Origin of the sequence: Xanthomonas translucens pv. cerealis, assembly GCF_006838285.1 — a bacterium.
Classification (GTDB): Bacteria; Pseudomonadota; Gammaproteobacteria; order Xanthomonadales; family Xanthomonadaceae; genus Xanthomonas_A; species Xanthomonas_A cerealis.
The window spans coordinates 4,467,040-4,481,182 of record NZ_CP038228.1; the positions used below are offsets into that span (position 1 = coordinate 4,467,040).

Genomic DNA, 14,143 nt, shown 5'->3' on the forward strand with positions numbered 1-14,143 from the left:
CCGATGCGGCAACGCATCGGCGTCGTCGTTGCGGTGCAGGCGAGCCCTGGCGCCGCTACATCCAGCTGCGCGCGGCAGCGGTAGCTGCGAACGCGCAACGACTGCCGCCGCCGGCGTGCGGGTCACGCACTGTCGTCGTCCTCGTCTTCTTCCGCATCGGCGCCATCGTCTAGCCATGCGGCAGCGGCGTCGACCGGTTCCAGCAAGGTGTAGTCGTTGCGTTCGCGCTGCCGATACGCCGATGACACTGGATAGGCGGTCAGCGTCGGTTGCGGCGCCCGTACCAGGAACGCGGTGGGGAACAGGCGCGGTCCGCACAACCAGCTGCGCCAGCGGTCACCGCTCAGGAAGATCGGGCCGTCCGCGGTCAGGGGCGCGGGAATCGCGGGATTGGCGTGAGTCAGCACGCTGAAGCTGAGCAAGGCTGGCTCGCCGCGTTCCCAGCGTTCCCACAGTCCGGCCGCCAGCAGCACCTCGCCCTGCGCATGGTGGATGTAGTAAGGCTGCGCCGGCTTGCGGCTGCGGTCCCACTTGTAATAACCGCACAGCGGGATCACACAGTGCTGGCTCTTCCACGGTGCGGCGAAGATACGGCTGCGCGCGGCGCGTTCCAGCCGCGCGGTGACGGTGGTGTAGGGCGTGTGCGGCGTCTTCGACCAGCGCGGCACGATGCCCCATTGCAGACGCTGCACCCCGGCAATGCCTTCGTGGCACAAGATCACGGAGGCGATGTCGCCCTTGCCCAGGTTGTAGTGGTCGGGGAATGCCGCAAGCGCTGCGCGCAATGGCGGGTCCAGCCGCGCGGGCAGGACATCCTCGACGCCGAAGGCCTGGACGAAGCGTCTCATCGGTCTCTCGCCTTGCGTCGTTGCAGCTTAGGGCGCATGGCCGGCAAGCGCAGGTGAAGAAGTGGGGCGTACGCCGCGGTGTGCGCGCATGCGCTTGGCGACTGCATGCTCGCGGCAGGTGAGTTCTTGATCCGTTCTTCCCGCTCGCGCTCGCATATTTTTTGCCACACATCCGCCGCCGCACAACCGCGCGTAGCGCAGGAAGGAGGCAATCGCCCATGTTCTGGAAACGCAATGGCCTGTCGTTGGTGCTGTTGGGGCTGACCCTGTTGTTCATGGCCGGCCAGGCGTTCAGCGGCCACTTCGCCTACAACGACGAATTGCGCCAGTACCGGCAGGCGCCGCTGATGTTCTGGGAATATCTGCACAGCGGCCATTTCATCGGCGCGTTGTTCGAGAACCGGGAAAGCGAGTTCCTGCAGATGGGCATGTATGTGCTGCTGACGGTGAAGCTGCGGCAGTGGGGTTCGGCCGAATCGCGGTCGCTGTCGCCCGAGGATGAGCACGAGACCATCGCGCCAGGGCCCACGCCGTGGCCGGTGCGCGCCGGTGGCGTGTGGCTGAAGGTGTACGAGCACTCGCTGGTATTGGCGTTCGGCGTGTTGTTCCTGAGCAGCTTCGTGCTGCATGCGCTGGGCAGTTGGCGGCACGAACTGGCAGAGCGGGCGATGCAGCGGTTGCCTTCGATTTCGTTGTTCGAGCATGTGACCGGCGCGCAGTTCTGGTTCGAGTCGATGCAGAACTGGCAGAGCGAGTTCCTGGCCGTGTTCGCGCTGGTGGCGCTGACCATCTGGCTGCGGCAGAAGGATTCGCCGCAGTCCAAGCCGGTGCGCGCGCCGCACGCGCAGACCGGCGACTGAGCGGGCGTCACTGCCTGGCCTTCCGCGTTCCGAGGCAGGCAGCGTGCGTCTTCGTGCATGCTGCATTGCGCCGTGCATACCGTAGGCGCGAGCGAGTGTACGCATTCGATTCGGGAACAGCGTCGATTCCGATGATGTCAAATTGTCGGAGCGACTTCGGTCGCGACCGGGCGCTATCGAGAATGCCTGTCGCGGCCGAAACCGCTCCTACAGGCGGCCTGCGTTGCAGGCGTGGCATGGTCGGTGTCCCGGCAAACCGGCAGCGCCAGCGAAGCACTCGCCGCTGCGCGCCGTGCGATCACAGGGTGATGTTGCCCTTGGTCGAGCCCGCGCCCGGACCTGCGCCCAGGTCGGCGCCGGTGGTCGGATCGCTGTCCTGCTGCGACACGGTGCGTGCCGCTAATGCCTGCAACGCGCTTTCCTCGGCCGGAGTCAGGCCCACGCTCGGCACGCCACTGCCGCCGTCCACGGCCGCCTGGTGGTTGCGGTCTGACACCTTCTGCCACTGGCTGCCGCTGTTCCACGGGCCGTTGATGTCGCCGTCGCCCTGCGACATGTCGTAGAACGTGTCGGTGAACATCGGCTCGCCCGGCAGCTTGCCCGGCGGGAAGTTCGGCTCGATCGCGTACAGCGCCTTTTCGAACGACTTCTGGTGCGCCACCTCGCGGGTCATCAGGAACTTCAAGGCATCGACGATGCCCGGATCGTTGGTGACGTTGATCAGTCGCTCGTAGACGATCTTGGCGCGTGCCTCGGCGGCGATGTTGGAGCGCAGGTCGGCGGTGGGTTCGCCGATGGAATCCACATAGGCCGCGCTCCACGGCACGCCGCTGGAATTCACCAGGGCAGGACCGCCGCCGTACAGGATCTGCTGGGTCTGGCTGGTGGTGTTGTTTCTGGTCAGGTTGCGCATCTGTTCGGCCTCGACCATGCCCTCGGACAGCACCGCCTTGTGGCCCTGATTGAGCATGGCGATGATCGACCCGATGATTTCGAGATGGCTCAACTCTTCGGTGGCGATGTCGTACAGCAGGTCCTTGCGGCCGGGATCGACCTCGCCGATGGCCTGGGTGAAATAGCGCATGGCCGCGGCCAACTCGCCTTGCGGGCCGCCGAACTGCTCCAGCATCAGCGAGGCCAGCGCCGGATCCGGCTGCGCCACGCGCACCGTGTACATCAGCCGCTTGTTGTGCATGAACATCGAATATCTCCTGGAGTACCGCCCACGGTAACGCCACGATGACGGACGATGGGGCGCCTGGCCGGTGGGGACGTCTGGCTATAAAAACCCGCAGCGCCGGGAATCGGCGCCGCGGTGGGGCGATCAGGCGGCCTTGCGCTTCTGCGCAGCCGCCTGGTTGCCGCCTTGCTCGGCGAGCAGGGTCAGCTTTTCGTCGGTGGACTTCTCTTCCTGCAGCGTCTCCAGCAGCAGCTTGAGCGCATCGGTCTTGCCCAGTTGCCTGGCCATTGCCGCCAGCGTGCCGTAGGACGCGATCTCGTAGTGCTCCACCTTCTGCGCGCCGCCGATCAACGCCGCATCGCGCACCGGGCCGGCCTCGATCGATTCGATCACTTCCTTGCCTTCCTCCACCAGGCCCTCCATCGCCGCGCACTTGATGCGTTTCAGGCGCAGCTCGAGTTTTTCCACGATCTGGTCGATACGCTCGATCTGGCCCTGGGTTTCCTCCAGATGCGCTTCGAACGCCGCACGCAGGGCCGGATTGGTGGAAGCGCGGGCCAGTTTCGGCAGCGCCTTGGTCAGCTGCTTCTCCGCGCTGTAGATGTCGGACAGTTCGTGCAGAAACAGGTCGTCGATGGTCTTGATGGCCATGTCGATGGATCTCCGTGATTGGGATGGTTGGTGCGGGGAAGTGCGCGGACTCAACGCTTGGCCGTCTCGGCGTCGGTGCGTTCGCGTTCCAGGAATGCAAGGACCGTCGCTTCCTGGTGTTCGATCAGCCACTCGGCCATTGCGATTTCCTGGTCGAGGATGGCGCTGCAGATCTCGGCGATCTGCGGCTGGTCGGCTTGCTTGGCGGCGATCACCAGCGCGCGGTAGCTGGCGACTTCCAGGTGTTCGAATGCGTAGCTGATGCCGAGGCTCTTGGCCACTTCGTCGCTCATCATCGAATTGCCGGCCGCGTGAACCGTCGCCATTACGCTGGCGAGCGCGCCCTTGATGGCGGGCGTGGTACCGCCGAGCAGGTCGATGCAGCGTTTGACCTGCTCGGACTGGCCCTTGGTTTCGGTGATGTGCTGCTCGATGCGCGCCTTCAGTTGCGGATAGTGCTCCAGGCGTCCGGCAGTGGCTGTCAGCATCGTGCTCGCTTCTTGCTCCATCGCGTAGGCGTCCTGCAGCCATTTCAACAGGCGCTCGGTATTGCTTCGGGTCATGAACATTGCTCCAACGTGTAGGTCGATGACGTGTGCGGGAAGTCTTCCCTTGTGCGAACCAAGCTAGACCTCCGCGCGTTAGTGACGATTCAATGCACGGTGAACGCAGCGCGAGAGCGGCATCCACGCCGCGATGAAGACACTGAATGCGATGCGTGCGTCGCGCTGCCCGCTGTCGGCGTCGGCCATTCCTGCGCGCGCAACAGACATGCGCACGATCGGCCAAGAATTGGGTGTGCAGGCATACGCGCTGGCGCTGGACGAGCGCTTGCGTGAGAAGGAGTTCGGCATTCTCGACCGCTGCACCGGGCGCGGCCACCGCCGCGCCGCAAGTAGTTCCGCTTGGTTTTACCGAGTCCCGGGTCCCGGGTCCGAAATAGACCTACAGCGTCGCCGCACCGCCAGCGATGGTGAGCAAGGCGCCGGAGGTATAGCTGGACGTATCGGCCGCGAGCAGCACATAGGCCGAGGCCAGTTCCGCCGGCTGCCCGGGGCGGCCGAACGGGGTCTGCGTGCCGAATTCCTTCACCGAGTCTTCGTCCATGCCGGCAGGGATGAACGGCGTCCAGATCGGACCGGGCAGCACCGCGTTGACCCGGATCTTCTTGTCGGCGAGCATCCCGGCCAGGCCGATGGTCATGTTCGCCACCGCTCCCTTGGTGGTGGAGTACGGCAGGATGTTGGGTGTCGGCTTCTTGGAATTGACCGAGGCGGTATTGATGATCGAACCGCCCTCGGGCATGTGCGGTACCGCCAGCCGCACCAGGTGGAAGACCGCGTGCACGTTGGTGGCGAAGGTCTTCTCCCACTCGTCCAGGGTGATCTCGTCGAAGCTGTGGAAATAGCGTTGGTAGGCGGCGTTGTTGACCAGCACGTCGAGTCCGCCGAAGGCACCGGTCACGGTTTCGATCAACCGGTGCGCCTGCGCGCGGTCGCTGATGTCGCAGGGCTGCAACAGCACGCGGACCCCGGCAGTTTCGATCAACTGGCCGATGCGCTCGGCGTCGTGCTGCTCGCTGGGCAGATAGGCGATGGCCACATCGGCGCCTTCGCGCGCATAGGCGATCGCCACCGCGGCACCGATGCCACTGTCGCCGCCGGTGATCAGCGTGCGCTTGCCTTGCAGCAGGCCGTGGCCGACGTAGCTGTCCTCGCCGTGGTCCGGTCTCGGATCCATCTTGTCGGTCAGCCCGGGAAACGACTGCTGCTGGGGTTTGAAGGGCGGGTAGGGATAATTCGGAACCGGCATGGCGATGTCCTGCTTCGGGGGAAGCATCACCTTGCGCAGGTGCGGGTAAAGAATCGGCCAAGACCGCGTCATCGCCGCGTGTGCGGCCGCGGGAGCGCGTGCCGCAGCGGGCCTCTACAGCGGCAGCGACACGCGGAACGTGCTGCCGCCGTCCACGCCGGCGCTAGTGGCGACCACCATGCCGCCGTGCGCGGTCACGATCTCGCGGACCACGGTCAGTCCGATGCCCATGCCGGCGCTGTCGAAACCGACCGCGTGCATGTCCTGCACGAACGGTTCGAAGACCAGCGGCAAGGCCTGCGCGGAGATGCCGATGCCGGTGTCGGAGACGACCAGCAGCGCCTGGTCGGCGACCTGCTGCAGGTCCAGCGTCAGGCGGCCGTGTTCGGCGGTGTATTTGGAGGCGTTGTCGAGCAGATTGCGCACCACCTGCGACAAGCGCACGCGGTCGCCGTGCATCATCAGCGCGTGCTCGGGGATGGTCAACGCCAGGGTCTGCATGCGCGCGGCGATCGCCGGGCGGCAGGCATCGACCGCGCCCAGGACGATCTCGCACAGGTCCATCGCCTCCAGGACCAGGCGCAGCTTGCCGGTGTGGAGCCGCGATAGGTCGAGCAGGTCGCCGATCAGGCGGGTCATGTGCACGACCTCGTGCTCGATGATCCGTTGCATGCGCAGCAGATCGTCGGGTGGCAAGGTGGCCAGCATCGATCCGGCGGCGCGGATCGGCGTCAGCGGGTTGCGCAACTCGTGCGCTACGAAGGCCAGGAACTCGCTCTGCCGCTGGTAGGCCTTCTGCGCGCCGGCGTGCAGCTCCTGCGCGCTTAAGGCCGCCAGCACCAGGCGCTCGTTGGCCTGGCGCAACTGCGCGTGCTGCTCGCTCGCATCTGCATCCGATGCCGCCCTTGCGCCGAGCGCGCGTGCGTTTGCGCCCAGGGCATTGCGATGCGCGTGCAGGTCGGCGACCAGGCGTGGATCGTAGAACTCGAAGCGCGTGGTCGACAGGCGCTTGGCGCAATACATGGCATCGTCGGCATGCGCCAGCAGGGCCTCGGCGCTGTCGGCATGCTCCGGATACAGACTGATGCCGATGCTCACGCCGAGCCGCAGCGTGTCCTCACCGGCGATCGCGGGCCGTTCGAAGGCTTCGATCAGCGCCGTGGCGGTCGCCGCAGCATAGGCGTCGCTGCTCAATCCGGTCAGCACCACCACGAACTCGTCGCCGCCGTAACGCGCCACCGTGACGTGCGCATCGACGATCTCGCCGATGCGTTCGGCGGCCAGGCGCAGGAAGCGGTCGCCGGTGGCGTGTCCGAGCAGATCGTTGACCTGCTTGAACTCGTTCAGATCCAGGAACAGCACGGCGATGCGGTGGTGTTGCGCGTGCGCGGTGGTGATCGCCAGATTGAGCCGTTCGAACAGCAGTTCGCGGTTCGGCAGGCCGGTCAACGGGTCGCGCTTGGCCTGGCGGTTGGCGTCGTCCAGCGCCAGTTGGTAGGTGACCACCTGCGCCTGGGCGCGCAGCATGGATAGCACCAGGCGTTCGTTGGCGGTCTGAAGATCGGTCGCAAGTCCGAGCGGCGCTTGGTCCTTCAGTGCGCTCAGTTCCGCCTGCAATCGGTCCAGTTCCAGTCGCGCGAGCAGCGACTGGCGGCGCAGCTGCGACAGTTCGAGCCGGGCCGCGTCGATGGCGGGCTGTTCGGGGGGCATGTGCATGCCGGCTCAACCCGTGTCGAGCACGTCGTGCGTGCTGTACTTGCGCATCGGCCGCCCGCCGAGCAGGCCTTCCTGCTGCGGCAGCGCCGCGCCGATGCGGATGATGCCGCTGTCGTCGATCTGGAATTCCCGCAACGCGTCCGAGTGCGCGCTGGCGCGGACCTTGACCACGGCCATGACCCGGCGCAAGCGGCTGTCCACCTCGATGTAGCGCTGCACGATGATCGCATCGGTCATGAAGGCGGTGCCGTAGGGACTGAAGCGCAGGTCGGTGTAGCGGTCTTCCAGTTCGGAGGTCATCAGCACGGTGACGCCGGTCGCGGCCAAGGCCACCACCATGCGCGACAGCGATTCGCGGAAGTCTTCGCGGAACGTCGGCGCCAACGCCAGCTCGAACGCCGACAGCGAATCGATCACCACGCGGGTGGCGCCGAGCCGCTCGATCTCCTCGACCAGCATCAGCAGGATCTCGTCGATCGACAGGTCCGGCGCGCGGCTGTCCACCACGCCGACCTGGCCGCCGGCGATCAACGCCGCCAGCGCCGGGATGCGCGAACGCTGCGGCTGTCGCTCGAAGGCGACCAGCACGCCGTTGTCGCCCTGGCGCGCGCCTTCGGCCAGGAAGGCGGCGGCGAGCAGGCTCTTGCCGGAGCCGGAAGGACCCGCCACCAGCAGTGAATAGCCTTGCGGCAGGCCGCCGCCGAGCATCGCATCCAGTTCCGGCACGCCCATCGGCATGCGCGCGTCGCTGCGCTGCGCTGGCGCGCCCGGCACCGGCACCGGCACCGGCGCGAACACGCGCACGCCGGAATGGTCGATGCGGAACGTGTGCAGCCCCGGCAGCGATGGCTTGCCGCGCATCTTCATGATTTCCATCTTGCGCACCATCGAGTTGCGCTGCACGCTCTGCCGCAACCAGATCAGCCCGTCGGCCACGGTGAACACCGGATTGGGATCGGACTCCACGAAGTATTCGCCGATCAGGAACGTGGTCGCCTGCCAGCTGGTCATCAGCATGCCCAGCTGCTGGATGAAGCGCTGCAGGTTGTTGTGCAGGTTGCCGTCGGCAGTGCTGGCCAGCGCCACCGAGCGGAACGAATCGACGAACACCAGCGCCGGGCCGTGCGCCTCCACCTCGGCGACGACGCGCGCCAGTACCAAGTCCAGATCGCCTGCCAGGGTTTCCTCGGAGAGATTGACGAAGTGGATCGTGGCATTGATCGCTGCGGTGTCGAAGAAATCGAACTGCTGCTGGTAGCGCAGCATCTTCAGTGGCGGCTCGCCGAGCACGGTGAAGTACAGCGCCGGCCGCTCGGGCGTGGCCAGCGCGAACATCATCTGGTGCGCGAGTGTGGTCTTGCCGCAGCCGGGCGGGCCGGCGATCAGGTTGAACGAGAACTCGGGCAATCCTCCACCTAGTACCTCGTCAAGTCCTGGGACGCCGGTCTGCAGGCAATGAATGGCGACTTTGCTGCTCATGAAGAGATGTCCTGCGCGGGATATCCGCTGGAAAAAGTGGCCCACACCGACTGCAACAGCCGCTCGGTGAGGGTTGCGCCGATCATGCTGATCAGCACGTCATGAAAGGTCGAAAGGAAGGCGCCAGCGCCAGCGGCCGCAGTGGCAGCGCTTTGTTGGCTCAGCACCACGCGAAAAATGTCGAGCGCGTTGTGTTCGCTGGATGCCTCGATCGCGACGAACGCGTCGTGCAGCCACGGGAAACCGCCCTTGGTCAGGAACAGGGCGCGCTTGAACAGCGCGGCGACGCCGCGTGCGCCGAGGATCGGGGTCAGTGCCTGTTCGATCTGCTGCCAGGTGGCTGCAACCGACGCCGCGACTACCGATGCCTCGATGCCGACGGCGGCTTGTCGTCCCAGCGCGGAAACAGCCGCAGATAGCGCGGGATTTTCCATTGCCTTGCGCATACCTGTGGAATATGTAGGGTTACTGTATACCTGCGCCGGCCGTTGCGTGTGCTGTCTTCCTCACGCGCTCTCGATCTGGCCGCAGATTGCGGATATGGCAGGTCGGCGGATGCCTATCCACATAGCATGTCCACTATGTCCTGTGCGCCATTCCCTAGCAGCCTTGCGGCCGGCAGGAATGGCGAGCGATGCGCAGGCGCGTACGCGCAACCCGATTCAGGGCAGGAGCGCTGACCGCGGCCACGTGCGCGTATTCAGCGCATGCGCTACGCGGATGCGGCTACGCCGAAGCGGCGATCGTGCGCGAGCCGAGAATGATCATGCGCAGCATCGCGCTGATCTGGCGGATCAGTTCCGGGTCCCTCTCCGGCGGCAGGTCCATCGCAGTGGCGCCCATCGCGAACACCAGCCGGGTGATTGCCTTGGACACCAGCGCCGGTTCGTGCAGCGGCGCATGGTCGATCGCGGCCAGGCGGATCAGGTCCACGCGCAGCTCGTCCTCGAAGTAGTTCAGCTCGCGGTCCACCGCGCGCTTGAACGCGTCCGACCCCACCGTGCCTTCGCGCAGCAGCACGTGCAGCAGCTTGTCGTCGGCGCGCAGCTGCTCCATGAAGGTTTCCACCGAACTGAGGATGACGCTGCGGTGGCTGCCGGCCGCGCGCCGCCGCGCCTGGCCGATGATGGTGCGCAGCGAACTGCCGGCCAGGTCGATCAGCGCCACCGCCAGTTCGTCCATGTCGCGGAACTGGCGATAGAAGCTGTTCGGGGCGATGCCGGCTTCGCGGGTCACTTCGCGCAGGCTCAGCGTGGACACGCTGCGGTGCGGCCCGATCAGCTTCAGCGCCGCCGCCAGCAGGTCTTCGCGCGAGATCGCGCTCTTGCGCGCGGGCAGCGCGTCCGCGGGCAGCGGTAGGGGAACGATGGAAGTCATGGACGGACTGGGTGTGGCAATGCCGCGATCATAACCTCTTCGTGAATATACAGCTGTATAGACATCTGTATCTGCGTCTGTATAGTGGTCGCCATGAATGCTGCCCGTCGTCCTGCCGCCACCCGCTCCGCCACCCGCGCCCTGCGCGCCTGGGTGCAGCCGGAGGTGTTCGATTTCTGGTCCACGCGGCTGCATCCGCTGTGGACCTGGCAGCGCCCGCGCGCGCGGCTGCTGCAGCGCGAACGCGCCAGCAGCGACGCGGTGACCCTGATCCTCAAGGCCAACCGCCACTGGCGCGGCCTGCGCGCCGGCCAGCACGTGCAGCTGGGCGTGGAGATCGACGGGCGCCGCCTGACCCGCAGCTACAGCCCCACGCCGCTGCCGGGCGGGCGCCTGGCGATCACGGTCAAGGCGATCGACGGCGGCCGCGTCAGCCAGTACCTGGCCGACACCGCACGGATTGGCGAGACCTTCGAACTGGGCCAGGCGTTCGGCGACATGGTGCTTCCCGCGGCGCCGCAGGGGCGCTGGCTGCTGCTGGCCGCCGGCAGCGGCATCACCCCGATGCGCGCGCTGCTGCGGCAATTGGCCGCGGCCGGCATGCCCGCCGATGTGGACCTGATCTACTGGGCGCGACGCAGCGACCAGTTTTGCTTCGTCGAGGAACTGCAGGCGCTGGCCGCCGCGCACCCGCGTTTCCGCCTGCACCTGGCGGTCACCGGCGAAGGCGCCGCGCCGGCGCCGCGCGTGGACACGCTGCCGCTGGCGCACCTGGCCGGGCTGCAACAGGCGCAGGTGCTGGCCTGTGGCCCCGGCGGTTTCGTGCAGGCTGCGCGTACCCGCCTGGAGGGCAGGGTCGCGCGCTTCCAGGCCGAGGCGTTCAGTCCGCCGCAACTGGCCGATGCCGAACACGGCACGGTCGCAGTGACCCTGGCGCGTAGCGGCCGTGTGCTGCAGCTGCCGCGCGGGCAATCGCTGCTCAGCGCGCTGGAAGCCGAGGGCCTGCGCCCGAAGCACGGCTGCCGTATGGGCATCTGCAACAGCTGCGCCTGCGGCAAGCAGTCCGGGGCGACCCGCGACCTGCTCACCGGCGCGCACGCCACCGAACCGGGTTCGATGCTGAAGCTGTGCATCAACAGCGCCAGCAGCGACCTGATCCTGGACCTTTGAAGGACTTGCCCATGGCTGTTCCCCGCAACCGCGCACTGACCCCGGCCGAACTGCAGGCCTTCGGCGACGAACTCGACGCGCTGCGCGCGCGCACCGTCGCCACCCTGGGCGAGGCCGACGCGCGCTACATCCGCCGCATCATCGCCGCGGTGCGCTACACCGGCCTGGCCGGGCGCGCGCTGCTGTTCCTAGGCGCGTTCGTGCACAGCGTGCTGTGGCCGGCGTGGATCGCCGGCGTGGCGCTGCTGACCCTGTCCAAGATCCTGGAGAACATGGAGCTGGGCCACAACGTGATGCACGGCCAGTACGACTGGATGGGCGATGCGCAGCTCAACGGCAACACCTACGAGTGGGATATCGTCGCCACCGGCGACAACTGGCGCAAGACGCACAACTTCAGGCACCACACCTACACCAACGTGCGCGGCATGGACGACGACATCGGCTACGGCCTGTTGCGGATCTTCCCCGAGCAGCGCTGGCGCCCGTTCTACCTGGCGCAGCCGTTCATCGCGGTGGTATTCGCGCTGCTGTTCGAATGGGGCGTGGCGATCCAGGACCTGCGTCTGGGCCGCTGGTTCTCCGGCAAGATGAAGCGCGGCGAGCTGCGCCGCACCTTTCTGCCGGTCGGGCGCAAGATGGGCCGGCAGATCCTGAAGGACTACGTGATCTTCCCGGCGCTGGCCGGCCCGTTCTTCCTGACCGTGCTGCTGGGCAACCTCACCGCCAACGTGCTGCGCAGCATATGGACCTTCGTGATCATCTTCTGCGGCCACTTCACCGCCGATGCGGAGACGTTCCCGAAGGAGTCGATCAAGGGCGAGTCGCGCGGCCACTGGTATCTGCGCCAGCTGCGCGGTTCGTCCAACCTGGCCGGCGGCAAGCTGCTGAACGTGCTCTCGGGCAACCTGAGCCACCAGATCGAACACCACTTCTACCCGGACATCCCGGCCAACCGCTACGCGGCGTTGGCGGTGGAGGTGAAGGCGATCTGCGCGCGCTACGGCCAGCACTACAACACCGGCTCGCTGCCGCGCCAGTTCGGCCAGGTGATGTGGCGGATCGTGCGCCACGCCTTCCCGAGCCGGCCGCAGCATGCCCACCGCTTGCGGCAGGCGACCCACGCGGGTTGAGTTCGGGGTCGGTAGCCGTCCCCACGAGCGCAGCCGGAAAACACCGGCGGGTTCATTGCCCGCTCGGCTGCTGCCCATGCCCGCTGCCGGGCATGCATGCAATGCCGCCACGCCGCTGGCCGGTCGTTCGGCAGGCGCTGCTTCGAAAACGCGGTTGTTTTTTCGGCTGTGCGCGGGAAGCACGGCATGGCGCACGCGTAGCCTTGTAGGCCTTGTTCAAGGCAAACGAAGAGCTTGCGTATCGCCTGCCAGGCAGCCTCTTGCGAAACGAAGTGGCAACGCAACGGTATGCGGCGGGTCCAGACAGCGGAGGCCTGCCGTGGGCCGATGGCGCCGATGCGTGCAAACATGCGCCGCTGGCGCATGCTGGTGATCGCAGTTGTCGCAAAGGTCGGGAAGCGCTGCATTGGCGGGCCAGGATGAAATTTCCATATCCTTCGAGACTGTTCGGCAAGAAGCCAACCGCTGCAGCGGCGCCTGTAGCGAGCGCGGCCGTGACGTCTTCGGCGGCCGCGGCGCACGATCCGGCATCGTCGTCGGTCGTCGACGGCTTGCCGCGCCGTCCGCAGCTGTTGCGCCAGAACGCAACTCGGTCCGGCCGTCCCGCGCCGGTGCCCACCGCGGCGTCCAGTTGGGTCAGCTTGCCGGCGCAGACCCACGCCGACTTGGCGAGCCTGATGTCCCCTCCCGTCACCGCGGATCTTCCGCCGGGAACGCGCGGTCCATTGGGCGCGTTGCTGCGCCATGCAGCGCGCAAGGAAGCGTTGGACGCCGCCGTCGCGGGAAGCCCGCCGAGCGCGGCGCCATCCACGTCGTCAGCTGTGCCGCCCTCCACCAGCAGCAGTGCGGCCGGCACGCCGCCGCCAGTCGCCACCGCGGGCGCGTCAGCGACCACCGCGGCGCCATCGGCGGTGAAGCACATCAAGCTGGTGAAGCAACCGGATGCGACGCTGCAGTCGCTGTCCTCGCAGCAGCTGGGCAGCCTGGCGCAGGCATTGAACCTTGCTCCGGTCGACGCGCACGCGCTGCACGATCCTGCCGCCCGCGCCCAGCTGTTGGCAGACATGCGCGAGCGTCTGGACATGGGCTTGCACAGCGTGTTCAAGCGCTACGACTGCCTTGAAGAGAATGAAATCATCAAACGATCCCGTTTGATGTCACATTCGAATATCACGCTGAGCGACCGTGAACGGTTGCAGTGGCTGGCGGAGCATACCCACCTGTGGCTGAGAGAGAGGACCGTTACCGATCCGCACACCCGGTTGGAAAGGACCGAGGTCGATATCTATTTCGACGGTGAGGCCGATGAAGCCAGACAGCAGATTGGCACGACTATCAAGGGCGGCGTTGGCCAGGTCTATCGGTGGGCCAAGGAAGCCGGCAGCCTCGTTGCGAAGGCATTGGGAGAGCGAGAGGATGTCAGGATACGGCGCGTTTGCGGCCTGTCGTTGGGCGGCGGCTCGGCACAGATGTTCGCCGCCGGGCTGCAAGGCGCACGCAGGCTCAGCCATCCGCCATCGCTGGTCCTGGCCGACCCGGCGCTGTTCAATCGGGCGCAGGTGAAGCATGCGCTCGCGGACAGCCCGCATTACGATCTCAGGTCATCCCATGGCGTGATCATCACGCTCAATGCGGCGCATGCGCCGCGCCGCAACCTGGTCGACAACCTCAAGACGGTGCGTTTGCATGGCACCGGCCTGGTGCGTATCAGCCTGGGCCTGAAGCCGGACGACGGCCGCGACGGAGCGCCGCCCCAGCCCTCCGCCAATCGTTTCTATGGCTATCACGCGAATGTCCACCACTACAGCAAGGCGCTGAACCGGTTCCTGAGCGATGCGACGGAGCCGGCCGCCGCGCACCCTGCATCCGCCGGCAGCGTGGCGCGCGTCGGCGACTGCAGCCACTGACGTCGCCATG

The 14,143-nt window shown here is 66.7% G+C and carries 14 protein-coding genes; 4 read left to right on the plus strand and 10 right to left on the minus strand.

Annotated features, from left to right (window positions below; all coding sequences use genetic code 11):
* Positions 1-122: 122 nt before the first annotated feature.
* Positions 123-848, minus strand: a complete 726-nt coding sequence (locus tag E4A48_RS19720; protein ID WP_052235005.1) for an SOS response-associated peptidase — start codon at positions 846-848, stop codon at positions 123-125.
* Positions 849-1,066: 218 nt separating this feature from the next.
* Here E4A48_RS19720 and E4A48_RS19725 point away from each other — a divergent pair, with 218 nt between their 5' ends.
* A complete protein-coding gene (locus E4A48_RS19725; protein ID WP_142743024.1) occupies positions 1,067-1,708 on the plus strand; it encodes a DUF6766 family protein in 642 nt (213 codons plus the stop codon).
* A 298-nt stretch (positions 1,709-2,006) separates the two neighbouring features.
* On the opposite strand, the gene E4A48_RS19730 is transcribed toward E4A48_RS19725, so the two are convergent.
* The 9 genes from E4A48_RS19730 to fabR all read right to left on the minus strand — a co-directional run bounded on the left by E4A48_RS19730 (position 2,007) and on the right by fabR (position 9,923).
* Positions 2,007-2,909 carry a manganese catalase family protein gene (locus tag E4A48_RS19730; protein WP_039006144.1) on the minus strand — a complete coding sequence of 301 codons (903 nt, stop codon included), beginning with the start codon at positions 2,907-2,909 and terminating at the stop codon, positions 2,007-2,009.
* 123 nt (positions 2,910-3,032) lie between these two features.
* Entirely contained in the window at positions 3,033-3,539 is a 507-nt protein-coding gene (locus tag E4A48_RS19735; protein ID WP_039006143.1) for a YciE/YciF ferroxidase family protein, read from the minus strand.
* Between the two features lie 50 nt (positions 3,540-3,589).
* Positions 3,590-4,102, minus strand: a complete 513-nt coding sequence (locus E4A48_RS19740) for a ferritin-like domain-containing protein (protein WP_142743025.1) — start codon at positions 4,100-4,102, stop codon at positions 3,590-3,592.
* Positions 4,103-4,180: 78 nt separating this feature from the next.
* The gene (locus E4A48_RS19745; RefSeq protein ID WP_142743026.1) at positions 4,181-4,393 is read right to left on the minus strand and encodes a hypothetical protein; all 213 of its coding nucleotides are present in this window, start codon (positions 4,391-4,393) and stop codon (positions 4,181-4,183) included.
* A gap of 91 nt (positions 4,394-4,484) precedes the next feature.
* Positions 4,485-5,351, minus strand: a complete 867-nt coding sequence (locus E4A48_RS19750) for an SDR family oxidoreductase (RefSeq protein WP_039009000.1) — start codon at positions 5,349-5,351, stop codon at positions 4,485-4,487.
* Between the two features lie 114 nt (positions 5,352-5,465).
* Entirely contained in the window at positions 5,466-7,067 is a 1,602-nt protein-coding gene (locus E4A48_RS19755) for a diguanylate cyclase domain-containing protein (RefSeq protein WP_039006141.1), read from the minus strand.
* Positions 7,068-7,073: 6 nt separating this feature from the next.
* Positions 7,074-8,546 carry an ATPase domain-containing protein gene (locus tag E4A48_RS19760; protein WP_142743027.1) on the minus strand — a complete coding sequence of 491 codons (1,473 nt, stop codon included), beginning with the start codon at positions 8,544-8,546 and terminating at the stop codon, positions 7,074-7,076.
* Positions 8,543-8,992, minus strand: coding sequence for a hypothetical protein (locus E4A48_RS19765; protein WP_260608009.1), 450 nt, complete (start codon positions 8,990-8,992; stop codon positions 8,543-8,545). The genes E4A48_RS19760 and E4A48_RS19765 overlap by 4 nt, the downstream gene beginning before the upstream one ends.
* 280 nt (positions 8,993-9,272) lie before the next feature.
* Positions 9,273-9,923, minus strand: coding sequence for an HTH-type transcriptional repressor FabR (gene fabR, locus E4A48_RS19770; RefSeq protein ID WP_039006139.1), 651 nt, complete (start codon positions 9,921-9,923; stop codon positions 9,273-9,275).
* Positions 9,924-10,016: 93 nt separating this feature from the next.
* On the opposite strand from fabR, the gene E4A48_RS19775 reads away from it, so the two are divergent.
* From E4A48_RS19775 to E4A48_RS19785, 3 genes are all read left to right on the plus strand, one after another.
* Positions 10,017-11,093 (plus strand): ferredoxin reductase, encoded by a 1,077-nt coding sequence (locus tag E4A48_RS19775; protein ID WP_058195998.1) that lies wholly within the window; start codon positions 10,017-10,019, stop codon positions 11,091-11,093.
* An 11-nt stretch (positions 11,094-11,104) separates the two neighbouring features.
* Entirely contained in the window at positions 11,105-12,226 is a 1,122-nt protein-coding gene (locus E4A48_RS19780) for a fatty acid desaturase family protein (protein WP_058195999.1), read from the plus strand.
* Positions 12,227-12,720: 494 nt separating this feature from the next.
* Positions 12,721-14,133 (plus strand): polycystic kidney disease 1-like 3, encoded by a 1,413-nt coding sequence (locus tag E4A48_RS19785; protein ID WP_260608010.1) that lies wholly within the window; start codon positions 12,721-12,723, stop codon positions 14,131-14,133.
* Positions 14,134-14,143: the final 10 nt, after the last annotated feature.

What these genes read in the sequence shown, in the direction of transcription:
- E4A48_RS19740 (WP_142743025.1), bottom strand. Translation starts at nt 4,102, where the DNA reads ATGACCCGAAGCAATACCGAGCGCCTGTTGAAATGGCTGCAGGACGCC.
- E4A48_RS19765 (WP_260608009.1), bottom strand. Translation starts at nt 8,992, where the DNA reads ATGCGCAAGGCAATGGAAAATCCCGCGCTATCTGCGGCTGTTTCCGCG.
- E4A48_RS19750 (WP_039009000.1), bottom strand. Translation starts at nt 5,351, where the DNA reads ATGCCGGTTCCGAATTATCCCTACCCGCCCTTCAAACCCCAGCAGCAG.
- E4A48_RS19735 (WP_039006143.1), bottom strand. Translation starts at nt 3,539, where the DNA reads ATGGCCATCAAGACCATCGACGACCTGTTTCTGCACGAACTGTCCGAC.
- E4A48_RS19720 (WP_052235005.1), bottom strand. Translation starts at nt 848, where the DNA reads ATGAGACGCTTCGTCCAGGCCTTCGGCGTCGAGGATGTCCTGCCCGCG.
- fabR (WP_039006139.1), bottom strand. Translation starts at nt 9,923, where the DNA reads ATGACTTCCATCGTTCCCCTACCGCTGCCCGCGGACGCGCTGCCCGCG.
- E4A48_RS19730 (WP_039006144.1), bottom strand. Translation starts at nt 2,909, where the DNA reads ATGTTCATGCACAACAAGCGGCTGATGTACACGGTGCGCGTGGCGCAG.
- E4A48_RS19760 (WP_142743027.1), bottom strand. Translation starts at nt 8,546, where the DNA reads ATGAGCAGCAAAGTCGCCATTCATTGCCTGCAGACCGGCGTCCCAGGA.
- E4A48_RS19780 (WP_058195999.1), top strand. Translation starts at nt 11,105, where the DNA reads ATGGCTGTTCCCCGCAACCGCGCACTGACCCCGGCCGAACTGCAGGCC.
- E4A48_RS19755 (WP_039006141.1), bottom strand. Translation starts at nt 7,067, where the DNA reads ATGCACATGCCCCCCGAACAGCCCGCCATCGACGCGGCCCGGCTCGAA.
- E4A48_RS19745 (WP_142743026.1), bottom strand. Translation starts at nt 4,393, where the DNA reads ATGCCGAACTCCTTCTCACGCAAGCGCTCGTCCAGCGCCAGCGCGTAT.
- E4A48_RS19775 (WP_058195998.1), top strand. Translation starts at nt 10,017, where the DNA reads ATGAATGCTGCCCGTCGTCCTGCCGCCACCCGCTCCGCCACCCGCGCC.
- E4A48_RS19725 (WP_142743024.1), top strand. Translation starts at nt 1,067, where the DNA reads ATGTTCTGGAAACGCAATGGCCTGTCGTTGGTGCTGTTGGGGCTGACC.